General features: G+C 58.9%; 16 protein-coding genes and 1 pseudogene. 12 read left to right on the top strand and 5 right to left on the bottom strand.

The window, feature by feature from the left end; genetic code table 11:
• Window positions 1-101 precede the first annotated feature (101 nt).
• Entirely contained in the window at window positions 102-992 is an 891-nt protein-coding gene (locus tag HOP44_RS12065; protein WP_172253653.1) for an SHOCT domain-containing protein, read from the top strand.
• 269 nt (window positions 993-1,261) lie between these two features.
• Here the strand turns inward: HOP44_RS12065 and HOP44_RS12060 are convergent, their stop codons facing one another.
• The gene (locus HOP44_RS12060; protein WP_172253651.1) at window positions 1,262-4,069 is read right to left on the bottom strand and encodes an endo-beta-N-acetylglucosaminidase; all 2,808 of its coding nucleotides are present in this window, start codon (window positions 4,067-4,069) and stop codon (window positions 1,262-1,264) included.
• 256 nt (window positions 4,070-4,325) lie between these two features.
• Window positions 4,326-6,761, bottom strand: coding sequence for a glycoside hydrolase family 94 protein (locus tag HOP44_RS12055; protein ID WP_172253649.1), 2,436 nt, complete (start codon window positions 6,759-6,761; stop codon window positions 4,326-4,328).
• Window positions 6,762-7,486: 725 nt separating this feature from the next.
• Here HOP44_RS12055 and HOP44_RS12050 point away from each other — a divergent pair.
• A complete protein-coding gene (locus HOP44_RS12050; protein WP_172253647.1) occupies window positions 7,487-8,278 on the top strand; it encodes a DUF3891 family protein in 792 nt (263 codons plus the stop codon).
• Between the two features lie 93 nt (window positions 8,279-8,371).
• Here the strand turns inward: HOP44_RS12050 and HOP44_RS12045 are convergent, their stop codons facing one another.
• Complete coding sequence (locus tag HOP44_RS12045; RefSeq protein ID WP_172253645.1) at window positions 8,372-9,253, bottom strand: WYL domain-containing protein; 882 nt, start codon at window positions 9,251-9,253, stop codon at window positions 8,372-8,374.
• Entirely contained in the window at window positions 9,237-10,535 is a 1,299-nt protein-coding gene (locus HOP44_RS12040; RefSeq protein ID WP_172253643.1) for a helix-turn-helix transcriptional regulator, read from the bottom strand. Before HOP44_RS12040 ends, HOP44_RS12045 begins: the two co-directional genes overlap by 17 nt.
• Before the next feature lie 700 nt (window positions 10,536-11,235).
• Between HOP44_RS12040 and nikA the strand changes: the two genes are divergently transcribed.
• From nikA to HOP44_RS12015, 5 genes are read left to right on the top strand one after another with little or no spacing between them, the layout of a single operon-like run.
• Entirely contained in the window at window positions 11,236-12,864 is a 1,629-nt protein-coding gene (nikA, locus tag HOP44_RS12035; RefSeq protein ID WP_172253641.1) for a nickel ABC transporter substrate-binding protein, read from the top strand.
• A gap of 43 nt (window positions 12,865-12,907) precedes the next feature.
• A complete protein-coding gene (gene nikB / locus HOP44_RS12030; protein WP_172253639.1) occupies window positions 12,908-13,852 on the top strand; it encodes a nickel ABC transporter permease subunit NikB in 945 nt (314 codons plus the stop codon).
• Entirely contained in the window at window positions 13,849-14,679 is an 831-nt protein-coding gene (gene nikC, locus HOP44_RS12025) for a nickel ABC transporter permease subunit NikC (RefSeq protein ID WP_172253637.1), read from the top strand. Before nikB ends, nikC begins: the two co-directional genes overlap by 4 nt.
• A gap of 33 nt (window positions 14,680-14,712) precedes the next feature.
• Window positions 14,713-15,531: an ATP-binding cassette domain-containing protein gene (locus HOP44_RS12020; RefSeq protein ID WP_172253635.1), complete on the top strand. Its 819-nt coding sequence runs from the start codon at window positions 14,713-14,715 to the stop codon at window positions 15,529-15,531.
• On the top strand, window positions 15,519-16,325 hold the full coding sequence (locus HOP44_RS12015; RefSeq protein WP_172253633.1) for an ABC transporter ATP-binding protein: 807 nt from the start codon (window positions 15,519-15,521) through the stop codon (window positions 16,323-16,325). Before HOP44_RS12020 ends, HOP44_RS12015 begins: the two co-directional genes overlap by 13 nt.
• 78 nt (window positions 16,326-16,403) lie before the next feature.
• Here the strand turns inward: HOP44_RS12015 and HOP44_RS12010 are convergent, their stop codons facing one another.
• Window positions 16,404-17,990, bottom strand: a complete 1,587-nt coding sequence (locus tag HOP44_RS12010) for an FAD-dependent monooxygenase (RefSeq protein ID WP_172253631.1) — start codon at window positions 17,988-17,990, stop codon at window positions 16,404-16,406.
• A gap of 770 nt (window positions 17,991-18,760) precedes the next feature.
• Between HOP44_RS12010 and HOP44_RS12005 the strand changes: the two genes are divergently transcribed.
• From HOP44_RS12005 to HOP44_RS11990, 5 genes and pseudogenes are all read left to right on the top strand, one after another.
• Window positions 18,761-20,290 carry a TROVE domain-containing protein gene (locus HOP44_RS12005; protein ID WP_172253629.1) on the top strand — a complete coding sequence of 510 codons (1,530 nt, stop codon included), beginning with the start codon at window positions 18,761-18,763 and terminating at the stop codon, window positions 20,288-20,290.
• Window positions 20,291-20,369: 79 nt separating this feature from the next.
• A complete protein-coding gene (locus HOP44_RS12000; RefSeq protein WP_172253627.1) occupies window positions 20,370-21,596 on the top strand; it encodes an RtcB family protein in 1,227 nt (408 codons plus the stop codon).
• A 111-nt stretch (window positions 21,597-21,707) separates the two neighbouring features.
• Window positions 21,708-22,421, top strand: a pseudogene (locus tag HOP44_RS22790) (RNA 2'-phosphotransferase); the annotation flags it as partial.
• Window positions 22,422-22,499: 78 nt separating this feature from the next.
• Window positions 22,500-23,324, top strand: a complete 825-nt coding sequence (locus HOP44_RS22785; RefSeq protein WP_246369786.1) for a TatD family hydrolase — start codon at window positions 22,500-22,502, stop codon at window positions 23,322-23,324.
• A 294-nt stretch (window positions 23,325-23,618) separates the two neighbouring features.
• Window positions 23,619-25,439, top strand: a 1,821-nt coding sequence (locus tag HOP44_RS11990) for an Ig-like domain-containing protein (RefSeq protein ID WP_172253623.1), incomplete at its 3' end; no start/stop codon positions are given.

Here is a 25,439-nt window from a genome sequence, read left to right as displayed (position 1 = left end):
AAGGAAAGACCGTTAAAGTGAAATTGTCGCATCACGGACTTGTGTTCCCGTGGCGCGGCAGCATTAAGATCCCTACGGATCATCGAGGAGGATTTCTTTTCATGAAAAAGACCATTGCACTTAGCGCGCTTGCCCTCTCCCTTACGGCAGGAGGCACGGCGGCCGTCGCCCACACCTACGCGGCTTCTTCGTCAAACTCCGCGTCAACCTCGACATCGACGTCCGGCAAAGCGGCAGCTTCCGCAGCGAAACCGGAACGTACAGGCAAGGCTGACGGCGGCTTCGGCCGTCATGGCGGTTCGAAGATCGACGGCGCGGCGGTTGCGTCGCTGCTCGGCTTGACGGAGGATGAGCTCAAAACGCAGCAGCAGGCAGGCAAGTCGTTGGCTGCCATTGCCGAAGCGCAGGGCGTAGAGACGCAGCCGCTGATCGACCTGATCGCGTCGCAGCTGAAAACGTCGCTTGACGAGCAGTTGGCGGCGGGAACGATTACGCAGGCGCAGTACGACGAGCGTGCGGCTGAGGTCGCCGCGAAGGCGGAAAAGCTGACAAACCGGATTTTCGACGCATCTTCGCGCGGCGAAGGCAAAAACGGCTTCGGCGGTCATGGCGGTTCGAAGATTGACGGCGCGGCGGTTGCGTCGCTGCTCGGCTTGACGGAGGATGAGCTCAAAACGCAGCAGCAGGCAGGCAAGTCGTTGGCTGCCATTGCCGAAGCGCAGGGCGTAGAGACGCAGCCGCTGATCGACCTGATCGCGTCGCAGCTGAAAACGTCGCTTGACGAGCGGTTGGCGGCGGGAACGATTACGCAGGCGCAGTACGACGAGCGTGCGGCTGAAATCGGCGCGAGAGCGGAAGAGCTGACAAACCGGGCCTTCGACGGGGCAAGAAGCGGCAAAGGCGGCAAGCGCGGAGACGGTTTCCGCGAAGGAGCGGCCGCAGGTACGAATTCCGGCACTGCGGAAGCGGATTCGGGCACAACCAAAGAATAACGGATAAGGGCCGCATCGCTGCCCGTATCCTTGCGGGGAACAACGAAAAGAAGGCTGCCGAAGAGATTTCGGCAGCCTTTTTCATGAGCCTAACTTTGATTGTATGGCCGTTCAAACGGATTCGGCGCAAGGTGTTACCGGCCGAAGGGAGCCGGTCGGTCGATAGCGCGATAATGATGCACGGCTCGCCTGCATGCGGGACGGCAAGACCGCCGTTCGACAGCCTGCCGATACATTTCGGCTCGGACCTGCTCAAGCGCCGCGCCGCTTTACTCCCCTTTGAGCACGACCGGTTCGGACTTGTTGCCGCTGTAGTCTTCCAGCACCGCTTCGACTTTCGAAGCGGTGGAGGCGAAGCTCAGGCTGGCTTTGGTCGTGCGTCCGCGGATGATCCGGTCGCGTTCGCCGACGTTGTAGGTCGTCGGGAACGAGCGGAGTTTGCCGTCTTCGTATACGTACAGATAACGCCAGTCGCGCGTGTCCGGCATCGGCAGGTTCAGCGTGGTGCCGTTCCACGACCAGTTTTCGGCGTACGGTTCCGCGATCGTATCGGCGAAGGTGCCGGCGATCGATACCGGAGTCAAACCGTCTTTTTGCACGGTCACGATGTACTCGTCGCCGTTGGCCGGAATGTTCTTGAAGACGGCCCCCGTCTCGCCGTGCGGGATCGTCAGCGTCTCGTCGAGGGGCTGCGGAGAGGTCGTCCGGTTGATCGAACGGACGCTGACTTTCATATCGCCTTTGACGCTGCGCGGCACGGTCCAGCTGACCGCAAGCTCGCCGTTTGCGCCAGGCGTCGCTTTGAGCTGCTCCGGAGCCGTGTTGAGATTGAACGGCACTTCCGCCGCAGGGCTCTCGGTGCCGTCCGGTCCGACCGCTTTGAGTTTCACGACGCCGGACTGCGCCGGCAGGTCTTTGATATAGAACGTCTCGTCGTATTTGCCGCCGACGAATACGTCGTTCACGTATACGTTGTACAGCCGCACGTCATCGTAGTTGGCGTCGAGGTTCCAGTTCAAGAGCATTTCGCCGCTTTCCGGATAGACCGCTTCGATCGCAAGTCCGCTCGGCGCTGTAGGCGCGGCCTGCGCGTCATGCGTCAGGCGCAGCTCGCCGACGTTCATGCGGTAATCGCCGATCGGCTTGGAACCTGGAGCGAACACGAGCCCGAACGCGGCGATCTCCCGTCCGGCGTAGGCGCTCAAGTCGACCTGTACCGTGGCCCAGCCCTGCGTTTTGCCGCCGCTGCCCGGAACCGGCACTTTGACCGTGGTCTCCGGGTCGTCCGCGAAGATCAGGCCGAGGCTCATGACCGAATCGTCGCTTTTGACCGTTTTGTTGTAGGTCACGGCCATTTGGGAATCCGCCGCGACGGACAGATCCGTTTTGTACAGCCGCAGGAACGTCTCCGCGTCCAGCTTGCCGCGCAGCGCCAGCGAGCTGCCGCCTTCGTACGCGCCGATCAGCGGATGGTCGAAACGTTCGCCGCTCTCGTATTGGCGGCCGTAGTCGAAAGCGACGTCAAGCTTGCTGCCCGCCGATTCCTGCCACCACTGCCAGCTCGGCAGCAGGTCCTGCAGGCTCATGTTCGACCATTCGTCGTCGCTCGACACTTTGCCGTCCACGTAATAATCGAGGCCGTGTCCGGTATTGAAGTTCGTGTAGAACGTGTCGCCGCCCACAACGGAACGTTCCGCGATGACGGACGCGACGCCCGGCCAGTAGCGGGTATCCGCATAGACGTCGGCAGCGGTGTTCTGCGCCGATACCGCCGTATTCGCCGGGTCCAGGTTCGGTCCCGACCACCAGAGCCGTTCGCGCACGTCCGTCATCCATTGGAAGTCGTTCTCGTTGCGCTTGCGGCTCGGCCAACCCTGGTTCATGTCTTCGTCGAGTCCGGCGTGCACGAAGTCCGCGCCGAGCGTCGCCAGGCTGGCCCGAAGTTTGCCTTCGGCGTCGAGCTTGGCCGTCAGCGCCGTACCCTGCACGTTTTTAAACCGGTCGCGTCCCGCTTCCAGGCCGGCGTAGCCGTGGTCGAACAGATTGTAAGCCGTACCGTATTTGGCGTTCCGGTCGGCGAGGAATTTCTCCGCGTTGTCGAGCTGCGTTTTGCCCATGCCGTAATCGAAGAAGAACGAATCCGACACCTGCTTGTTGTCCTCGGCGTCATGCAGGAACTTCATGTTGTTGGCGCGGAACGTCCGGGCGAACGTATTCGAGCCGGTGTCCGTATTGAGCGAGTCGTACCATTGGATATACAGCCCGGCCTGCTTGAGCGTCTTGACGAACTCCTGGTAATCCGGGATGTCCGCTAAGGCAACGTTCGGCCCGATCTCTTCCTGATTGACGAAGTAACCGTCGTAACCGAAGTATTTGGCCATTTCGATCAGTTTGTCCGCGACCGGGAAATTGCCGTTTTCGTCTTTGACGATCATCTGCTTGTAGGTCTGCTGGCCGCGGTCGTTATTGGAGAAAAAGATGCCGGCCAGCGACACGACGCCGTTTTTGTGCGCCGCGTCGGTGTAAGTCGGATTCGGAATGTTCAGCATGCCGAACTCGAACCATTTTTGCTGCCAGTCTTTTTGCGCGAGTTCATCGTAGTACTCCGGCGGCGTATAGGCGGTCGCGGTGCCGTGCCAGTACGAATAGTAATCCGTGTACTGCCAGAAGTTGAAATGGTACTGCGCGAACTTGTTCGTGTAAGGCGCATTCTCGATAAAAGCATTGCCGTAATCGCCCGCCACGTTGGCCATATGTACGTCGGGGCTGAGGCTCGGATCGGCCTGCGTGGCGGCAAACGGCGAGATTCGCGGCTGCAGCGGCACCCGTGAACGCAGCAGTTCCGCATCCGGATCGCGCTCCGGCGTCCAGTCCAGAATATGTCCGCTGGTATATCCGTGTACGCTCGGCTGGTTTTGTCCTTGGGCGCTGTCGCCGGTGAACGGCCAGGTATCGCCGGCGCTTGCCTGCAGCGGCAGGCCGGCCGCAATCAGGGAAGCGGCCAGAACCGCGGAAGCGGCTTTGCGGACGGACGACTTGCGGCGGGCTTCTTTTTTGCTCCTTGTGCGTGTGCTCATGAGATTCCTCCGATTGTGTAAGAGTCGTATGATGCGGGAGTCGCGGAATAGATCGGAAGCGGACAGGGGACGTTTTTTTGGAAACGCTTTCTCTTTTTAAGGTATGCGATAACAGGCTTTACAAAAAGGGTTGAAATTAAAGAATGGGGGGTCAAAGTAAAGAAAACCCCTAGCGGCCTTCCAAAAGGAGAACAGCGCAAAAAGCCGTTCCCCGAAAGGAACGGCTTTTTGTTCGCCTCTATAGGCGGTTCAAGATTTAACCCAACTCCACCGTGACTTCATGACTCGTTCCCGCTTCGAAGACCGGCAGTACATGGCCTTCGATCGGTTTGCCGTCCACGGTGACGGACTTGACGCCTTTGGATACATGGTTCGGGTTCTGAATCGCAATCTTGTATTCCGCGCCGCGGAACGAGCGTGTGATACGATAGCCGTCCCATGCTTGCGGAATACAAGGGTCGATACGCAGACCGTCGTAATCCGGCTGAATGCCGAGAATCGCCTGCGTGATCGCCACGTAGTTCCAGGCCGCCGTGCCGGTCAGCCAGGAATTCTTCGCTTCGCCTTCGCGTACGGCATCGCGGCCGGCAATCATCTGGGAGTAGACGTAAGGTTCCATCCGATGGACTTCGCTGATGTCTTCCAGATAAGCCGGAGCGATCTTGGCGTACGTCTCGAATGCGCGGTCGCCGCGCCCGATCACCGTCTCGGCGATCGTCACCCATGGGTTGTTGTGGCAGAAGATGCCCGCGTTTTCTTTGTACCCCGGCGGGTAGGTCGAGATCTCGCCGAGGTTCAGATAATACTTCGAGTAAGCCGGCTGTTGGAGCATGATGCCGTAATCCGTCTCCAGACGGTCGCGGACGGAATTGAGCGCTTTCTCGGCCAGGCCTTCTTCGACACCGATCCCGGCCATGACGCAGAAGCCCTGCGGTTCGATAAAGATCTGGCCTTCTTCGTTCTCAAGGCTGCCGATTTTCTCGCCGTGGTAATCGTAGGCGCGCAGGAACCAGTCGCCGTCGAAGCCGCGTTCGATCGTAATCCTGCGCATGTTCTCGATTTCGCGTTCGGCACGGGACGCTTCCTCTTCCAGGCCGCGTCTGCGGGCCAGTTCCGCGTAATCCGGTCCCGCAAAAACGAACAGTCCGGCGATAAAGACGGATTCCGCCGTTTTGCCGTCCAGATTGGTCGTCGTCTGGAACGATTCGCCCGGTTCGTTCGAGAAGCAGTTCAGATTGAGGCAGTCGTTCCAGTCGGCGCGGCCGATCAGCGGCAGGCCGTGCGGACCGAGGTTGTTCGTTACGTGGTCGAAGGAACGCTTGAGATGCTCGAACAGCGTCGCGCTGCCCTGGCGTCCGCTGTCGAACGGTACGTTTTCGTCCAGAATGCCGTAATCGCCCGTTTCTTTGATATAGGCGGCCGTGCCCGTAATCAGCCAGAGCGGATCGTCGTTGAAGCCGCTGCCGACTTCGTTATTGCCCTGCTTGGTGAGCGGTTGATACTGGTGATACGCGCCGCCGTCGCCGAACTGGGTAGACGCGATATCGATAATCCGTTCGCGGGCGCGGTCCGGAATCTGGTGCACGAAGCCCAGCAGATCCTGATTGGAGTCGCGGAAGCCCATGCCGCGGCTGATGCCGGATTCGAAATAGGAAGCCGATCTCGACATATTGAACGTGACCATGCACTGATACGGATTCCAGATGTTGACCATCCGGCTCAGCTTCTCATCGCTGCTTTGGATCGAATATTTGCCGAGCAGGCCGTCCCAATAAGCGGCCAGGTCGGCCAGCGCCGTATCCACCTGCGCATCCGCCGCGAACGCTTCGATCATGGCTTTGGCCGGTTTCTTGTTGATAACGTTCAGGCTTTCCCATTTCTCTTCCTGCGGGTTCTCGACATAGCCGAGCATGAAGATCAGGGATTGTTCTTCGCCCGGAGCCAGTTCCAGATCGATCCCGTGCGAAGCGATCGGAGACCAGCCGCTGGCGACGGAGTTGCCGGACTTGCCCCGCGAGGCGACCTGCGGCGTATCGAGTCCGTTGAACGCGCCGAGGAAGCTGTCGCGGTCGGTATCGAAACCGTCGATTTTGCGATTGACGGAGTAGTAGGCGTAATGGTTGCGGCGCTCGCGGTATTCGGTCTTGTGATAAATGACGGAGTCTTCGATTTCGACTTCGCCGATGCTTAAGTTCCGCTGGAAGTTGGTCATATCGTCGTGTGCGTTCCACAAGCAGAATTCCAGATAAGAGAAGATCGAAAACCTTTTCGGGAAATCGCTGGTATTGCTGACTTTGACGCGGTAGACCTCGGCGTTGAATCCGAGCGGGACAAAAGCCAATTGATTGACCCGAAGTCCGTTACGCTCGCCGGTGATCGACGTATAACCGAGGCCGTGACGGCATTCGTAGAAGTCGAGATCGCGCTTGACCGGCATCCAGCCCGGTGTCCAGTAATCGCCTTCGTCATGCACGTAGAAGTAGCGGCCGCCGTTGTCGAGCGGAACATTGTTGTACCGGTAGCGGGTCAATCTTCTCAGTCTGGCATCGCGATAGAACGAGTAGCCGCCCGCCGTGTTCGAGATCAGACCGAAGAACTGCTCGTTCCCCAGATAGTTGATCCACGGATAAGGCGTTTTGGGCGTTTGGATGACGTACTCTTTGCCGGCATCGTCGAAGTAACCGAATTTCATTGTTCGAACTCCTCTCAAATAAACCCTCGAATAGTCGTAAACAAGTCGAGTATAATAGGGATGTAAGCGGTTTACAACGGGGTAGGGGAAAACGACGCGAAATGTTCGGAAATCGTTTTCGAAAAAAGAACGGCGGACACCCGCAAGGATGAACACCGTCCGTTATTCTCTCCAGTTTCGTACATGGGTGCCGTCGTTCATTTCAAGATTCAAGCCATTGATGGACAGAGAAGCATGACCGCTTCCCGTGGCCTGCCGATCGGCGGAGCCGGGCATTTCCGCGCTGAGAGTCGGCGAAGTTTGCACGGCTTGACGGGCGCCGAGCGTAACCGAACCGGGTGGGAAAACGACTTCTTGATCTTCATTGGAAGGACTTCCGAAGAAGATCCGACCTGTTTGTTCGACAGTGGTTTCGCGATCGCCGTGATTTTTGATCGTAATCGGACAACTGCCGGTTCGAAGAATCCCAGATCAAGAACAGGGTCCACAGCGCAAAGCCCAAAAAGATCATTCCGGTATAAGAAAAGTACCCACTGCCGGGCAGAGGAATGGAGGTCGGCAGATGGACCGCGCGCAGACCTTCTTCATGTTGAACGCTTCATAAGCTCCCAAAGTTATATTGAAATGGCGATTCGGGTAATAAAAGCTGCAGCCACAAAAAGAACAGCGGCACCGGACCCGTATCCGATCGGTTTGCCGTACATAAAAGAATGGGGGATTTATCCATGGTTATACGCGAAACCGAAGAAGCATTCGTACTTGTCCAGCAGCACGATCATGCGGAGTTGGCGGGAGAAGCCGCCGCCCGCTTTGCGGACCGCTTCTATATGATGGAACGGGTGGAAGAATCGCCGGGCATGCCGGAAGTAACCAAGGAGGCGATCGTGCTCGGCGTGACGGAACACGACCGGGGCTGGATTCGTCCCGACGATACGCCGATCTGGGACGATCACCTGCACGCGCCGTGTTCGTTCAACGAATATCCGATGCTGCCCAAGCTCGTCTTTTACCGGATGGGCGTCGACGAACTGGAAGAGAAACATCCGTACGCCGCGCTGCTGAGCAGTATGTACTACAGCGTGTTCGAGGATATCCAGACGTCGGAACGGGAAGACTGCCTGGAATTCGTGCACCATGAAGAAGAACGGCAGCAGCGAATCAGCGCCAAATACAGCGGCGTACAGCAGGAGACGCTGCTGCTGCACCGCCAGATCCTGCAGACCTGCGACGGCATCTCGCTCTATGTCTGCCTGAACGCGCCGGGCATCGGCAAAGAAGACGAGCATCCGTGGTTCAAGGACGGCGTGCCGGGCTCCGAACCGTTCGGCGGCGGCGGTCTGCTTCAGCTAAACTGGCAGGATGAGTCCACGGTCAAGTCCGACCCTTCGCCGTTCGACGGCCCGTTTAGCGCTAAACTGCGCGAGAAGCACGTACCGAAAGCGCGTATCCGTGAAGTCGGGATCGCGCAGGCGTACGAAGAAGCGGCGTGGAGCGAGCGGGAGATTCGGTTCGTGTAACGGCTGCAGCGCGCGTGTTTTCTTTTTTTCAAAAGCAAAAAGGACGATCCCGCCTCTTACCCGGCGTTGGGATCGTCCTTTTTCATATCGATTTCACACCGAAAGATTCCCGCCCGCGGCCGGCAAGGAGGCCTGCGTCTTCCCGTCGGTTTCGTCGACTTGCGCCGAATCTTTCTCTATCCCGTACAGCGCCAGCGCCTTCCTTGCCGTTTCCCGCATCCGCCATTTCAGGTAGTCGCCTTCGATCACGCGGACCCTTTTGCCGAGAAAACGCAGTTTGGTCAGGACGTACTGGCTCTCGCTGCCCGTGAAGCTCAGATGAATCCGGTAGATCTGGTCGCTTTCGTCGAACTCCACGCGCTTGTCGAAGCAGGAGAAAGCATGCAGGATCCGCGTCAATTCCCCGTTGAACATCTTGATGACTTCCACGCTTGCTTCGTGGCGCGGGGCTTCCAGCAGCCCTGCCGCACGCGCGGACATCTCTTCGTAGCGGCCGCGGGACATCCGGGTTTCCTCGACCGAGACGATATGGCACAGCCGCGTATTCATGGGCGAGCGGGTAGCGGAGTTGTACCAGAGCAGATACCACTCGCGCTTGACCATCGAATACTCCAGCTTGCACGGCAGGCCGGGTTGTGAAGGGTTAATCTTGCCTTTTTTGGTCATGCATTGAATGGTCATGCCCTGCCGGTTGCGCAGGATGCGGCGGATCGGAGCCAGCAGGGGATGCACGGTCTGCGTTTCGGCGTTGCCCGCTTTTTCCTCGAGTCCGTCCAGCAGATCCGGCATTTCGTCATCCAGCGTGCATTCCTGCAGCTTGGCAATCGTACGTTCTTCCAGCGCTTCGGACGCCGCCGGATGTTCCAGCATCGATTTGAGCCAGGACCGTTCCTGCGACGTGAGCGTGTAGACGCCCGTTTCCTCGAGCCGGGAAGACAGCTGATAGCTGAAAATCTTCTCAAACGGATGCGTCATAGTAGGCCTCGATCTCCTTCCATTCGTCGATAAACGACTGTCTGAGTTCCGCCGGTTCCAGCACCTCGCAGCTTGAGCCGAATCCCCGCAGCCAAGGACGGATCTCGGTGACGCCGTTCACTTCGATCTCGTACACGAACGAAGTCTCGTTGGCTTCCACGATCTGTCCCCATTGGCCCTGCATGCGCACGCGCTCTTCGATAAAGTCCGCCTGTTCGCGGCCCGGCCGGTAGAACCGGGCGCGCACGGTGACGGGTTCGCCGGTGTCGACCAGCCAACTGCGGCGGAGCCGTTCGTCGAGATCGGCTTTTTTGAGCGCGAAGTAGGCTTCCGGCACTTCCTGTTCCTCTTCGATCTCGATCATGCCTTCCATACGGAATTTGACGACCCGCCCTTTGGAGGCCGCGCCGATCAGGTACCATCTGCCGTATTGGTGGTCGTAGACGACTTTGAGCGGCAGGGTGCTCTCGCGCCGGACTTCGGTTTCACGGCCGAACAGAGGGTTGGTGTCTTTTGCGGCGTAGCTTTTGCGGCTTTTGGGCGAAAAATACTGGAACGAGATACGGCGGCGCAGATGGATCATCCGCAGCAGCGTATACAGATGGGCTTCGTCCAGAATCCGCGCGTCATAATGGTATTTGTACGAAAAAGGCTCCAGCAGTCCGTCGTCCCATTCTTCCGCGGGCACCGCGGACTTGAGCGCTTTCTTCAGGTTGTCGCGCAGCAGATAACCCTGAACCGACGGGATCTGCGTGTTCGCCATGATATCGACGAATTCGTACAGGTCGATCAGTTCTTTTTGCGACAGGCAGTCGGTCAGGTCGTTGTTGAGGATGTAGCGATAAGGCCGGCCGCCCGGCTCGCGCCGCACGACGCCGATCTCTTCGAGATAGCGCAGGTCGGAGCGGACCGTTTTCTCGTCCGGCATGGCCGCGTCGACCGGAAGCTGATCGCAGCAGGCGCCGAGCAGTTCGGCCGCGGTCTGCGGCTGTCCTCTGAGCGAGCCGAGGAGCAGCGGCAGCCTGCGGCTCTCGGATTCCTTCATCGACTTGGCGCGGTACAGAAACAGCAGCACCGGCTCGGCCGAATCGGCGTAACCGTAGCGGAACAGATCCGCGAAGTCCGCGTCCCCGCTGATCTCGCGCAGGCGGCGCACCGTCTTGTCGAAAGTATGTACGGAAATGCCCAGACGTCCCGCGAACTGCTGCCGGTCGTACCCGCCTCCGCTCAGCGCCAGCAGGCGCAGGAACTGGATTTCTTTGTCGAAACTTTCTTTGGCCATGGGACGTTCCTCGCTTTCTCGCTCCGATGATCGGGATCCGTTTGTCTGTTTTCATTGTAAAGGAATCGGAGCAAATATGTAAAAACCGAAGGTTCTCTCTTAGGCTCATTTTAAGCGGAAAAGAGAGCAGGCGGACAGGGCGGAAGTATGGCGATCGATGTATCGCCTGGCATACTTCGCGCCTTGGCGGGAGTAGGGAGCTGAGCGCCTCGCAGAGCTTGCGCAAACAAAGATCCGGCGACGAGGCATTATGGGCAGCGTTGTCAGGTGCAGCCGCAGCAGAACTCTAACGAATCGTCATAGCGTCAATCATGCTTTTGCGGCTGTCTTGAGAATCTAACGAATCCTGGTATCGCTATTTGCCGTTTGCCAAGGAAATAAACCGTTATTGAGACAATTAGCGTGATAATGATTCGTTAGGTTTGGAAAAGGGCCCGGAACGTTTGAATAGCGGTATGAGGATTCGTTAGCCGGGACTAAAAGGGACGCCGACACCGAAGCCCCGAATTTTCGGGCTGCTCTCAAGCGTTTTTTTCAAAACGTTATCCGGCTTTTTTGCCGATTTCACCCATTCTATCGATTCCGCCAAAATCGAACGCCGACATTCTCGGTTAGCGTTGACAAAATTCGACTTGTCCGATATGGTTACGGATGAATATGATAATCATTATCACGTAAACAAAGAAAAGGGGTCTCTACCATGTTCAAATCCTACCGCAGGGCAGCCGTGCTGCTTGGAGGTTTTTTGCTTTTGATCGCTTTAGTAGGTTGCAGCAGCAAAGGGGGAGGAGCGGCTTCCGCCGGAGAAAAGGCGGAAGCCGCTTCATCCAAATCGATCACGATGTCGTGGCCGCGCGATATCGGGACGATGAATCCGCACACCTACAATCCGTCGCAGCTGTTCGCGCAGTCGATGCTGTACGAGCCGCTCGTCAGCTACGGCGCAAACGGCAAGCTGGTACCGGCGCTCGCGGAATCGTGGGACATTTCCAAAGACGGCAAAACGTACACATTCAAGCTCCGTCCGAACGTGAAGTTTTCCGACGGTACCGATTTTAACGCGGGCATCGTCAAAAAGAACTTCGATGCGGTCTTGAAGCACCGCGATACGCACGGCTGGCTGGGCATCGTGGGCGTGATCGACAAAACGGAAGCCGTGGACGACGCGACGTTCCGCCTGACGTTGACCGAGCCGTATTATCCGGTACTGCAGGATTTGTCCGTCGTTCGTCCGTTCCGTTTTCTCGGCGAGGCCGGATTCCCGGATGGCGGCGATACGGCGGAAGGCGTCAAGGAGGCGGTCGGCACGGGACCTTGGCTGCTCGACGAATACAAGCAGGACGAATACGCGGTGTTCAAGCGCAATCCGAACTATTGGGGAACGCCGCCGGCGATCGACGAAGTGACGGTGAAGGTTATCCCCGACGCGGAAACGCGGGTGGCCGCTTTCGAGAAAGGCGACCTGGACTTGATTTACGGCGAAGGCGTAATCAGTCTGGATGCCTTCAAGCAGCTTCGGGAAAATAAGGAGTACGTATCCACGCTGTCCGATCCCGTCGGGACGCGCAGCCTGCTGCTCAACTCTTCCAATCCGAAGCTGGCCGACGTGCGGGTGCGGATGGCGCTGCATCGGGGCTTCAACAAACAGGCGATGGTCGAAGGCATCACATCGGGACTGGAAGAACCGGCCGATACCGTTTTGTCCAAAAACTATCCGTACACCGACGTGGAACTTGAGCCGATCGGCTATGACGCCGCGAAATCGCAGGCGCTGCTGGACGAAGCGGGCTGGGTACTGCCGGCCGGCAAAAGCGTACGCGAGAAAGACGGACAGACGCTGGAGTTCGAACTGATTTTTGAGAAAACGGACCCGATTCAAAAAGCGATGGCCGAGACGATTCAGGCGGAATGGAGCCAGCTCGGCGTCAAAGTCAATCTGACCGGGCTGGAACTGACGGTGCAGATCAAGCGGCTCAAAGCGAACGATTTCGACCTGTATTTCTGGTACAACTACGGCGCGCCGTATGATCCGCATTCGTTCGTCAATGTGGTCGCAAGTCCGGGCTTCGGCGTATCCGAAGCGCTCAGCGCCATTCCGATGAAGGCCGAACTCGACGCGAAGGTGCACGAAGTGCTGTCTTCGACGGACGAGAAGAAGCGGCAGAAGCTGTACGGTTCGATTCTGGAAATTCTGCAGGAACAGTCCGCGATCGTTCCGATCTCGTATATCAAGAAAACGGCCGTCTATCAGTCGAAGATTACCGAATTCGTCTTCCCGGCCAATCGCGATGAGAACCCGTTTGCCGGTTTGAAAACCGAATCGCCGTAACGTTGGCCGGCTGACTGCGCAGTCCATACGAGGAGGAAGACCCATGATCGGCTATATCGCAAAACGGATGATGGCGGCCATTCCGATTATTTTTATCGCAACGCTCGTCACGTTTGCCCTGGTCCATATTTCTCCGGTCGATCCGGCGGAAGCTTATTTGACGGCGGCGCATATTTATCCGACGCCGGAGCTGCTGGAGCAGAAAAGGCAGGAGTTCGGCCTGGACCGGCCGCTCTTCGAACAGTATCTCGACACGCTGAAGCGGATGGTCCGGCTCGACTTCGGCAGTTCTTACCTGACGAACAAACCGGTGTGGGACGAAGTGAAAACGAGGCTGCCCGCGACGATCGAGCTGGCGGCATGGAGCATGCTGCTGTCCGTACTCGTGAGCCTTCCGCTCGGCGTGCTCGCGGCCGTATACAGGAACAGCTGGATCGATCTGCTGAGCCGGGGGATTTCGTATTTCGGCGCTTCCATTCCGCAGTTCTGGCTGGGATATCTGCTGATCTTCTTTTTCTCGGTCAAACTGGATCTGCTTCCTGTCGAAGGACGCGGAAACTGGCAGAATGCCATCCTGCCGGCGATCACGCTCTCGTTGGTGCTCATCGCCGTGTACACGCGCATGCTGCGCTCAAGCGTACTCGGCCAGCTGCAGGAATCGTACGTACAGTATGCCCGGACGAGAGGACTGCGCGAACGTTCGATCCTGCTGAAGCATGTGCTGAAGATCGCGATCGCGCCGCTGATTACCGGAATGGGCATCAATATGGGCAAACTGCTGACCGGTACGATCATCGTGGAACAGGTCTTTTCCTGGCCCGGCTTCGGCCGCTACTTCGTCGAAGCGATCTTTAATCGCGACATTCCGGTGATCCAGTGCTACGTCTTTTTCGCGGCCTGTCTGTTCATCGTCTGCAATTTGATCGTCGATCTGATCCAGACGGCGCTGGACCCCCGCATATTGGCGAAAGGACGTGCCGAACATTGATCGATAACTTTCGCAAAAAGCTGAGAGGCCGGCGGATGATCGTATTTTGCGCTTCGCTGATCGCGGTCTTTTTCCTGATTGCGCTGCTGGCGCCCTGGATTGCCCCGCACGACCCGGTCAAAGTGGATCTGGCAAGCAAGCTTGAATCTCCGTCGGCCTCGCACTGGCTGGGTACCGATCACCTGGGGCGCGACAATCTGTCCCGCCTGATCTACGGATCGCGCGTCTCGCTCGGATTCGCCGCCCTGATCTTCGCATCGTCGCTGTTGATCGGCATCGTCGTCGGTTCCGTGTCGGGTTACGCCGGCGGATGGCTGGACAGCGTGCTGATGCGTTTGTGCGAAGGCATTATGGCTTTTCCGAATCTGGTGCTGGTGCTCGGGATCGTAGGGGTATTCGGGCCGGGGCTGACGCAGGTGCTGCTGGCGCTTATGCTTGTGCAGTGGGTCTATTACGCGCGCATCTGCCGGAACATGGTCGTGTCGTTAAAAGAACGTCCGTTCATCGCGGCGGCGCGCATCAGCGGATCGTCTTCGTGGACCATCATCCGCCGGCATATCATTCCCAACGTGCAGCGCCCGATCGTGGTCGTGGGTACGCTCGAGATGGGCTGGGCGATCATGGATATATCCGCGCTCTCGTTCCTCGGCCTTGGCATCCAGCCGCCCAACGCGGAGTGGGGGGCGATGATCCATGAAGGAACCGCTTATATCCGCAGCCAGCCGGAACTGATGATCTATCCCGGCATCCTGATTTTGATCGTGGTCATTTTGTTCAACGTATTGGGAGAAGGGCTGTCGGAACGCTACGGCGTCTCCAAACGCTAGGTCGACAAGCGTCAAGAAGAAGGAGGGAAAAGGGTGCCGGATCGAAACGTGCTTGAAGTGCGCGGTCTCCATGTGTGCGCGAATATAAACGGCGAATCCGTCGCCCTGCTCAAATCGGTTGATCTGACGATCGGCCGCGGACGAATCCTGGGACTGGTCGGGGAAAGCGGGAGCGGCAAGTCGCTGACCTGCGGAGCCGTACTGCGGCTGTTGGACGGCCGGGGCCTGGACGTGCGGGGAGACGTCGTGCTGAACGGAGAAGAACTGACCCGCCTGCGAAAAGAGCCGATGCGCAAAATCCGCGGCAGGGAGATCGGCTGTATCATGCAGAATCCGATGACCGCGTTTACGCCGGTGCATACGATCGGTTCCCAGTTCATCGAGACGCTGCGTACCCATTCGTCCCTGTCGAAATCCGAAGCCCGGGACCGGGCGCAGACGGCGCTGGCGGAGATGAATTTGTCCGATCCTTCCAAAGTGATGAAAAGCTATCCCCATCAGCTGAGCGGCGGCATGCTGCAGCGGATCATGATCGCCATATCCATGTGCCTGCGCCCTTCGCTTCTTATCGCGGACGAGCCGACGACGGCGCTGGACGCGGTCAATCAGCTGCAAGTACTCCGGCAGTTGGATCGGCTGCGAACGGAGCATGCAACCTCGATCCTGCTTGTCTCGCACGATCTCGGAGTAATTGCCCGCCTGGCGGACGACGTAGCCGTGATGAGGGAAGGCGAGATCGTGGAGTATGCCGAAGTCCACGAATTGTTCGATCATCCGCAGCACGAGTATACGCGTATGCTGCTTGAGGCACGCTTTCGCGGCAGGAAGGAGGGATCGCCATGCTTCGGGTAAACGAATTGAGCCATGCCTACGGCGGCGGCCGCTGGCGCGGATCCGCCGGTAGCGCGGCCGCGAACGTGCTCCAAGACGTATCGTTCGAACTTGAGCCGGGCTGCTGCCTGGGCGTGCTGGGAGCAAGCGGCGCAGGCAAAAGCACGCTCGGCAAGATCGTGCTCGGCCTGCAGCGGCCGAGCGCGGGGCAGGTTCTGTTCGACGGCTGCGACCTGTATGCTTCGCGCAGGCGGGACATCGCCGGCGTAAGGCGGAATCTGCAGGCCGTGTTCCAGGACTGCTATTCGGCGGTCAATCCGCTGATGACGGCCGAAGCGATTATCGGCGAGCCGCTGCGCAATTACGAGCGGCTGTCCGCTTCGGAACTGAAGCGCCGGACCGGCGAACTGCTCGAACGCGTCGGCCTGTCCGCAGCGGACGGAAGCAAACGTCCGTCCGAATTCAGCGGCGGGCAGCTGCAGCGCGTCAATATCGCGCGGGCCGTCGCGCTCGGCCCCAAGCTGATCGTGCTCGACGAGCCGATCAGCAGTCTGGATCGGGTGCATCAGGTGCTGATCCTGGATCTGCTGGCGGAGCTGAAAGCATCGCTCGGCTTGTCCTATCTGTTCATCACGCACGACATCCAGGCCGCGATGGCGCTCTGCGACCGTGCAGCCGTCATGGACAGCGGAAGGATCGTCTACCGGACCGATGATCCGTCGTCGCTTCTTGAAGCGAAACACGAGACGGTGCAGCGGCTGGCGTCGGCCATCCTGCCCGAACATCCGGCGCTTCGGGTTCCGTGGGAAGGGTGACCCGATTGTTCGAAAAAACCGCCGAGATGCGCCAAAAAAGCTGCCGGGAATTCCTCCGGCAGCTTTTTTGGCGCATCTTCATTTTGAGACAGGCTCTTCCGAAGGCGTCATCCTTCTAAAAGTGATCGAATGTTCCCGCAAGAACCGTTCAATCGCCTTCGGATCTCCGCCCGGTACGGCCAGCGCCACATACATATCCGGCCGGATCAGGTAAGCGGCATGCCGGGCAAGTCCGGCGCGGCCGCACGCGTCGCTCCAGTCAAATCGCCGCAGCACAAGATCGTTGGGGTCCGCATATTCGGCGCACCATGCGGCCAATTCGGGGCGAACGTCGCCGTAAACGTGTACCTGCCACCGCATATCGCAGAGCGATACGAAGTTGTCGATGCCGTCCGCTTCGGCGCGTGCGATCCAGGGCAGCCGGTCGCCGCCCCGGATGCGGCCTGCCGTACCTTCCGCGAGCGGCCCGCTCCGGTAATGCAGCGCCAACTGCGAGAGGATGCGGAAGTTGAAGCGCAGAGCGGCCGGCAGGCGCGCGGCCAACGGCACCGCGACAGGCACGACGCGCGTACGCATGATCCGGGCCGGACGCTTGTCGGACGTCGCCAGCGTGAATACCCGATCGGTCGTCGCTACGAGCTTTCGTGCGAAGGCGAGCCGTTCCGTGTCATAGCTGTCCAGCAGCTTCTCATTCGCCTGCCCGCGCAGGACCGCCGCCAGCTTCCAGGCGAGATTGATCGCGTCGCCGATCCCGGTGTTCATGCCCTGGCCGCCGGCCGGACTGTGGATATGTCCGGCGTCGCCAAGCAGGAATACGCGCCCTTCCCGGAACCGCTCGGCGACCCGGTGATGCACTTTGTACGTCGAGAACCCGTCGACTTTGCGGACCGCGATCTTCAGCTTGCCGATCGCATGGCCGTTGATATCGTCGAAGGTAAGCGTATCGATCCGGCCCGGCCGGTCATTGGCCAGCGTGCCGACCAGCCGGGCTTTACCTGCTGCGGCAAGCGGGAAAACAGCCAGAAAATCGGAGGTCCGGTCCAGGTTGATATGCACGTCGCCGTCCATCGGCGGCCCTTCCGCCTCCACATCCGCAACGTAGAAAAAGCGGCTGTACGTTCCGCCCGCAAAGTCGATACCCAGACTTTTGCGCACGCTCGAATGCGCACCGTCGCAGCCGGCCAGATACTTCGCGGAGCAGGTATGCTCGATTCCTTCCGCGTTCCTCAGAACGGTACGAACGCCGGCCGCATTCTGCTCGAATCCGGCAAGTTCGGTCGCATATTCGACCTTCACGCCAAGCTCCGCGAGCCGATCGGCCAGCAGGCGTTCGTGGCGGTCCTGCGGCAGGATCAATACATACGGATAAGCGGTCAGTTCTTCTAACCGACCCTTGAACGCAATATGTCCGCGGCGCCTGCCGTTGGCCCAGAAGTTGAATCCCGGCGCGGCGTATCCGTGCTTGAGTGCCGCTTCGGCCAGATCGAGCTGGCGGTAGAGTTCAAGCGTGCGGGCCTGCACGGCGAGCGCGCGCGAAGTGCGGCCAGGTTTGCTTCTCTTGTCGATAATGCGTACGGGGATCTGCTGCTTCGTCAGCCAGAGCGCCAATACCAGCCCTGTCGGACCGGCTCCGCAGATCAAGACTTTGGGATCGGATGTCGGCATGGATCGATTAAGCCTCCTTTGTACAGCTTGTATGAAGGAAGAAGGGAGAGGGGAGATTGCGAACGATAGGTTTACCTAGTACCCTTTCAACTCTTAATCCGAGGTTTACGTTTTCCTGAAACAACAATTCCGTCGGAGACTTCGTACACGCTTCAGGTACGAAATCTCAGGGGAGCGTAACCTTACCTTTAGTGTTGACAAGGGACTAGAATGGATTACCCCGTTTGGGGCGCGAAGTATAGTGGACGAGTCTCCGATCGTCATACTTACGCCCTGTTCCCGCTTCGCTCCCCATGCGAAAATAAACGCAGGCCAGGGACGACGGCATCCGCCGCAGTCCCGGATCGTCCGAGGCGCTTGGAAGGGTTACTTCGACTTCTAATCGTGCAGGCGCCGGTTCGAATCCGGCTTCCGTCATCACGCGGCGGAATAGCTCAGGGGATAGAGCGGCAAACTTACCTTTCCTCCTTTTCCTCGGACATGCCTGCAAGACCTGGACACGAATCGCCGGCGAGGCGCGGGAGAGGGATCCTTCGACAACCTCGGCGAAAAAAACGGCAGCAGGCGGGTTCGAGCCCCGTCATGGCCTTCTCCGTTTTTTCCTCGCCGGCTTATCGTGCCAGCCTTTCGTAAGTATCCGACATGCCGTATTCGACATCTTAATAGAAGTACCGCTTGGACGCAGGAAGTCCAACTTCGATTCTCCGGCAAAGGACTGGACTGTCGGCGTGCAAGCGGCACCCCATCCCTACACACAAGGAGGAACTCCCATGAGCCGCGCCGTTCAACGTTTTACCGAATCCCTTTTTAATACGGAAGGGTATCGGGCCCATCACCGCAGTGTCGAGGACGAATATCTGCAGATGCTGCTGACCAACACGCTTGGCCATACGTTCTATGCCGATGCGCACGATCTGCTGACGCAGGCGGCGGAAACGCACGAAGCCATGATCGAACTGAATCCGGAATTCATGGCCAAAGCGCTTGGATTCGCCCGTCAAAAAGGCTTTATGCGGCTGCAGCCGATCTACGGTTTGGCGGTGCTGTCCAAAGCGCGTCCCGATCTGTTCGTCCAGGTGTTCAAGCACGTGATTCTGATCCCGCCGGATCTGATGGATTTTCTGACGATTCTCAAAGGCATGGGCCGCGGCCAGGGAGGCCGGGCGGTCAAACGCCAGGTCGCGCTGTTCCTGCGGCAGACCTCGGAATACTGGGCGATCAAATACGGCGGCCGGGGCCGGGGATACAACCTCGGCGATGCGATCGCGACGGCGCATCCGATTCCGACCGACGAGCGCCAGCAGGCCCTGTTCCGTTATCTGCGGGGACACGAGACGACGCTTGCGGACCTGCCGCAGATTGCGGCCGTCCAGCAGCTCAAGAAAGCGGGCAAAGACAAAGAGCGTATCCGTCTGATCCGTGAAGGCAAGCTGCCGTACGAGACGGTGACCGGCGCGGTCACGGCGAACAAAAAAATCTGGGAAGCGCTGCTGTATCAGATGCCGACATTTGCGCTGCTGCGCCATCTGAACCTGCTGGACCGCGAAGGACTGCTGGAGCATCCCCAGCATCTGCGCTACGTGGTCGAACGGTTGAGCGACGCCGAGGCGCTGCGCAAATCGAAGATTCTGCCGCTGCGCTTTGCGGCCGCCTACGGCCAGGTCAAGCATCCGGTCGTCAAGGAAGCGCTGGCCCAGGCCGTCGATCTGACTTTTCAAAGTTTGCCGAAACTGCCGGGCCGTACGGCGATCCTGCTCGATATTTCGGGTTCGATGGACGGCGAGTATCTGCGGACGGGTTCCGTATTTGCGCTGGCACTGTACAAAAAGACCGGCGGGAATTCCGTTTTTCTGACTTTCGATCATGAGGTGCACGATCCGCAGCCTTCGCGAAACGCATCCATTATGCTCCAGGCGTCGCGGATTCGGGCCCGGGGAGGCACGGATACCGGAGCGCCGATGCGGCGTCTGGCCGAGCTGCAAGAGTACGTCGACCAGATCATCATCATCACGGATGAACAGCAGAACGAAGGCAGTCCTTTTTATACGGAGCTTCAGCGCTACCGGGCCAAGATCAACCGCAAGGCGATGGCGTTCGTGGTCGATCTGTCGCCTTACCGCGGAGCAATGGTGCCCAAGGAAGATCTGAACACGCATTATATTTACGGCTGGAGCGATCAGGTGCTGGCCTATATCTCGGCGGCGGCGCAGGGCTTCGATTCGATGAGCGCGCATGTATCGCGGATCGAACTGGACCGGCTGCAAGGAGAAGAGAGCAGGCATATCGTTAAACGCGGGTAAAATAGAAGAAAAGCGAATAACGGACCGAGCCGTGCAAAGCATGCGGAACGGCCGTTTACAGGAGAAGGAGGCCGTCATCATGAGTTACGAAACAATCGGAAAAGTACGGGTATGGGGCAAAGTGGACGAGAGTGCGCTCAAGCAGGCCCAGACGTGCGCCTACCACGGAGAGGTCGTGCAGACGCTGCTGATGGCCGACCATCACAAAGGCTACAGCCAGCCGATCGGCGGCGTGGTTGCGTACGAGGGACAGATCTCGCCGAGCGGCGTCGGCTACGATATCGCCTGCGGCAACAAAGCGGTGCGGACCAACCTGATGGCAGCCGACATAAAAAAGAGGATTAAGCCCATCATGGACGAGATCGGGCGCCGTATCGAATTCGGGGTCGGGCGCTCCAACGCCAAGCCGGTAGATCACGAGCTGTTCGACGATCCGGATTGGTCGGTCTACCGGCAGATCGGCGGGAATGTGCACGACAAGCTTAGGAAGCTCGCGCGCGAACAGCTCGGAACGGTCGGCAGCGGCAACCATTACGTTGATCTGTTCGAAGAACCGGAGACGGGCCGGCTGTGGGTCGGCAACCATTTCGGCAGCCGGGGCTTCGGCCACAAGACGGCGAGCGGGTTCCTGAATCTGGCGGCGGGCCGCGACTTCCTGGGCAAAGCGCCGGGCGAGAGCATGGATCAGCCGCCTGTGCTGCTCGATCTAAGCAGCGAGAACGGCGACCTGTACTACCGCGCGATGAAGCTGGCCGGGCGCTACGCGTACGCGGGCCGCGATTACGTGATCGACCAGGTGCTCGGCATCTTGGGCGCGACCAGCGATTTCGAAGTGCATAACCATCACAATTTTGCCTGGAGAGAGCGGCATGAAGGCAAAGACTGCACCGTCGTGCGCAAAGGGGCGACGCCTTCGGCTCCCGGGCAGCTTGGCTTTATCGGCGGCAGCATGGCGGATATTTCGGTGATCGTGCGGGGCAAAGACACGGCCGAGAACCGGGATTCTTTTTACAGTACGGTACACGGGGCGGGCCGCGTCATGAGCCGAACCCAGGCCGCGGGCAAAATGAATTGGAAAACGCGCGTGCGCGTCGGCGGCGAGATTACGGAAGAGCGGATGATGAGCGCGGTCAAGCAGTTCGATGTGGAGCTGCGCGGAGGCGGAACGGACGAGAGCCCGTTCGTGTACCGCAAGCTGCGTGAGGTGCTGGACGCCCATTCCGAGACGATCGAGGTGCTGCATACGCTCAAGCCGATCGGCGTGGCGATGGCGGGCGCGAACGAGTACGACCCGTACAAGGATTAGACATGCCCAAAAGTCCCGTTCTTGCGAACGGGGCTTTTGGGCATGGAAGAATAAGGGAGAATTAAAGACTCCAAGAGAGCAGGCAAGCCGACCGCCCGGATATGAAGTAGAATGGGGAGCAGGAACACGCCGATACGACAGAGCCGGAAAAGAGGAGAATCCAAGATGGATCAATCGAACAAGAACCGCGTATCCAAGCCGGCTGCCGCGGAGCGCGACAAGAAAATCAGCAAGCTGATGACGATGATGCTGCGGCATGCGCCGGAAGAATTCGGACTGCGGCTGGCTCCGGAAGACGGATCGTGCGAACTGTCCGAACTGCTGGCAGCCGTGCGTCTGAGAACCGGCTGCGAACAGATGACGGAAGAAGAGATCCGGGGCGTGGTCCGCCGTTCGGACAAACAGCGCTTCGAAATTCTGGAACCGCAGAACCTGGCGGAAGCGGGAGCTGCGGCGACAGCCGGAGCGGAAAAGCCCGGCGAAGAAAGGTCTGAACATCCAGGGGCGGCGGAAGCGCAGGAAGGATTTGCCGCAGGCGATGCCGCTCCGCGGATCCGTGCGCGCTACGGCCACAGCTTCGGGAAACTGACCTATCCGCAGGGTACGCCGCCGGAGACGCTCTATCACGGTACGCATCTGCAGGCGCTGCCTTCGATCCAGGAACACGGACTGCTGCCGATGGGACGCGAGTATGTCCATTTGTCGGCGGAGACGCATTTTGCCGCTCTGGCCGGACGGCGGCGCGGCAGACTGGCCATGCTGCGGATCGATACGGCCGCCGCGTCCCGGGCAGGCGTCGTATTCTATGATGCCGGCAGCGGGGTATGGCTGGCTGAACGTGTGCCGGCGGACGTGCTGACGGCAGACGGCGCGCAGGAATCGGATATTCAAGGGGGATCGGCGATGAAGGCATCAGAGGGCAGTAAACATCCGAACGCAGATCGCCGCACGATCGATATCGGAATCAATTTGATGCACCGGTCGTTCGGAAGCGACCGCGAGCAGGTCGTCGAAACCGCGGCCGAAGCCGGTGTTACCCGCCTGATTCTGACCGGAACGAGCGTACGCGGCAGCGAAGCGGCGGCGGCGTACGCGGCCCGTTATCCCGGTCGTCTGTACGCGACGGCCGGCGTGCATCCGCACGACGCCAAGAGCTGCGGCGAATCCACGCTGCGCAGCCTGCGCGAGCTGGCTGCGGGAGACTCCGTTGTCGCGATCGGCGAATGCGGGCTGGACTACAACCGCGATTTCTCGCCGCGGGAGGTGCAGCGGGAATGGTTCGCGAAACAGATCGGTCTGGCCGCTGAACTTGCGCTGCCGCTGTTTCTGCATGAGCGCGACGCGCACACCGACTTCGCGGAGCTGCTGCGCGAACATCGGCCGAAGGATCTGTCGGCGGTCGTGCACTGTTTTACGGGAAGCGAAGAAGAACTGCGGACCTATCTGGAGATGGGTCTGCATATCGGCATCACCGGTTGGATCTGCGACGAGCGGCGCAGCGGAGCTCTGCGCGAACTGGTGCGGCTGATACCGCCGAACCGGCTTATGATCGAGACGGACACGCCGTTTCTGACGCCGCGCGATCTGCGTCCCAAGCCGAAGGACGGCCGCAACGAACCGGCTTTCCTGCCGCATATCGCAGCGGCAGTGGCCGAATGCACCGGGCGGAGCACGGAAGAGATCATGCGGCAGACGACGGAAACGGCGAGAACCTTTTTCCGGATCTGAATTTCGCGAACGAGAATTTTTTAGGGCAGGGCCATGCCTTGGCATTGAATGAATCGCATGCTGTGTTCCAAAACCTGCCGAAAGGCAGGTTTTTTAGCGTTACCCCATACAGAGATTGCATAAATGAAACTTTTTATTTATTTGGAAGCCGTTTCATTTCCCTTTGCGGTACTTAAGGTTTTATAGAGAAATACTTTTATTACAAAAAAATATAATTATGTATCGGAATGAGAACCGGAAAAAGTCTGATGTAGCCGTTGGAACCATTTAAATAATAGAGGAGGCAAGATATTGGTGAACAAGCGCAAGAAAGTGTATGCATCCACTCTGTCGGTAAGCTTGCTGGCAGCGTCGCTGCTGTCACAAACGGCCGTGGGAGCTGCCAATTTCACGGATCTGACACAAGCGGAAGAATGGGCGAAGCCGGGCATTCAACGAGCCAACGAAATGGGAGTCGTGCAAGGATATCCCGGAGAAGAGTATCGTCCGACGGCCACGGTCTCGCGCGCGGAAGCGGCAGCCGTATTCGCCAAGCTCCTGAAGCTGGATTTGTCGGCAGACGAGAGCAGTTTCTCGGATATCTCGCCTGAATTCTGGTATGCGCCGTACGTCCAGGCCGTTCAACGAGCGGGCTTGATGAACGGAGTCGGAGGAGGGCGATTCAATCCGGAAGGCGAATTGACTCGAGAACAGCTGGCGGTCATTTGGGTCAAAGCGGCGGTACTCGACCTGAACGGGGATAATTCGAATTTGTCGTTCGGATCCGGGGCTCCGACCGGCAAAACGCCGGGTTCGTATGACGTTTCTTTGGCAAGCGATTGGGCCAAGCCTTATCTGACCGAGCTGAATCGTCTTGGCATTTCTTTGAATGCCTCTGGTTCGAAAGACAGCAGAGGCGAAATTCAGCGTCAGGAACTTGCTTTCGCGGCCTCCGAATTCGCGCCGATATACGGTCAAATGAGGATTGATTCGATCGACGGGGACATCGTGACGATCGAAGGAACGCCGTACACCGTCACCGACGAGGTTCGGGGACTGCTGCGCGAAGTCAACGAAGACGCGCTTCGCAACAACGAACTTCGTTTCCAAACGGACGGAAACCGAATTACCGCCATCACTTATTTGGCTACGGGCCGAACGACGGACCGGCAAAAGCATGTTCTGGACGCTGGGAACACCCGAATCGAACGGCTTCGGCTTACCGATACGGATACGGAAGTCCGGGCAGCCCGGGTAGGCGACCTGATTATCGATCGCACCGCGCAAAGCGGTGCCGTGCTAAACGGTATTCAGGTAGCGGGAACTACGTTTGTGAGAACGATGCCGGGCGAGTTGGAGACTGCCCTTCCCGTACCCCCACCCGTACCGCCGCCTCCAGCACCTGCGCCTCCTCTTACCCCAGTGCCGACACCTTCCCCTTCATCGCCGCCCGTTACGCCAACGCCGGATCCAGTGCGGAACGTCACGGCAATCACGGTCAGCGGGAGCGGTAATGCAGAGACGGTCAACCAAGGCGGCAGCCTGCAAATGGTCGCGACCATAACACCGGACAACGCAACGAATCGGAACGTGACTTGGTCCATTGACAGCAATGGCGGCGTAGGAAGCGCAACGATTAGCGCCAATGGATTGTTGACAGGCGTTACCGAAGGTACCGTAACAGTCAGAGCGACGGCAAATGACGGTTCGGGCGTGTATGGAACCCGCGTGATTACCGTCGTAGCAACCGAGACACCGGTTACCAACATCACGGTTACGGCTGCCGGCAGTGCAGAGACGGTAACGGCAGGTCAAACGCTGCTGTTTTCGGCGGATGTTACGCCGATAAATGCAACCAATCGAAATGTCACTTGGTCCGTTACCGGCGGAACGGGAACGGCGACCATTGATCCGGCAAGCGGTCTGTTGACCGCTCAAACTCCCGGTACGGTAACCGTAACGGCGACGGCTTCCGACGGATCGAATGTAACGGGTTCACGGACGGTAACGGTCCAAGCGGCCGAGATACCGATCACGGCCGTGACGATCTCGACGCCGGACGGCGATACGGTAGCGGAAAACGCGACGCTGGCGCTTGAGGCAGAGGTCGCGCCAAACGGATCGAATCAAGAAGTA

It is taken from the genome of Saccharibacillus deserti (assembly GCF_013618475.1).
GTDB classification, from domain to species: domain Bacteria; phylum Bacillota; class Bacilli; order Paenibacillales; family Paenibacillaceae; genus Saccharibacillus; species Saccharibacillus deserti.
This window is presented reverse-complemented; position numbering and strand designations above follow the sequence as displayed.

Excerpts from the sequence above, each read along its gene's own strand:
- HOP44_RS12065 (WP_172253653.1), top strand. The coding sequence starts at position 102 with ATGAAAAAGACCATTGCACTTAGCGCGCTTGCCCTCTCCCTTACGGCA.
- HOP44_RS12060 (WP_172253651.1), bottom strand. The coding sequence starts at position 4,069 with ATGAGCACACGCACAAGGAGCAAAAAAGAAGCCCGCCGCAAGTCGTCC.
- HOP44_RS12055 (WP_172253649.1), bottom strand. The coding sequence starts at position 6,761 with ATGAAATTCGGTTACTTCGACGATGCCGGCAAAGAGTACGTCATCCAA.
- HOP44_RS12050 (WP_172253647.1), top strand. The coding sequence starts at position 7,487 with ATGGTTATACGCGAAACCGAAGAAGCATTCGTACTTGTCCAGCAGCAC.
- HOP44_RS12045 (WP_172253645.1), bottom strand. The coding sequence starts at position 9,253 with ATGACGCATCCGTTTGAGAAGATTTTCAGCTATCAGCTGTCTTCCCGG.
- HOP44_RS12040 (WP_172253643.1), bottom strand. The coding sequence starts at position 10,535 with ATGGCCAAAGAAAGTTTCGACAAAGAAATCCAGTTCCTGCGCCTGCTG.
- nikA (WP_172253641.1), top strand. The coding sequence starts at position 11,236 with ATGTTCAAATCCTACCGCAGGGCAGCCGTGCTGCTTGGAGGTTTTTTG.
- nikB (WP_172253639.1), top strand. The coding sequence starts at position 12,908 with ATGATCGGCTATATCGCAAAACGGATGATGGCGGCCATTCCGATTATT.
- HOP44_RS12015 (WP_172253633.1), top strand. The coding sequence starts at position 15,519 with ATGCTTCGGGTAAACGAATTGAGCCATGCCTACGGCGGCGGCCGCTGG.
- HOP44_RS12010 (WP_172253631.1), bottom strand. The coding sequence starts at position 17,990 with ATGCCGACATCCGATCCCAAAGTCTTGATCTGCGGAGCCGGTCCGACA.
- HOP44_RS12005 (WP_172253629.1), top strand. The coding sequence starts at position 18,761 with ATGAGCCGCGCCGTTCAACGTTTTACCGAATCCCTTTTTAATACGGAA.
- HOP44_RS12000 (WP_172253627.1), top strand. The coding sequence starts at position 20,370 with ATGAGTTACGAAACAATCGGAAAAGTACGGGTATGGGGCAAAGTGGAC.
- HOP44_RS22785 (WP_246369786.1), top strand. The coding sequence starts at position 22,500 with ATGAAGGCATCAGAGGGCAGTAAACATCCGAACGCAGATCGCCGCACG.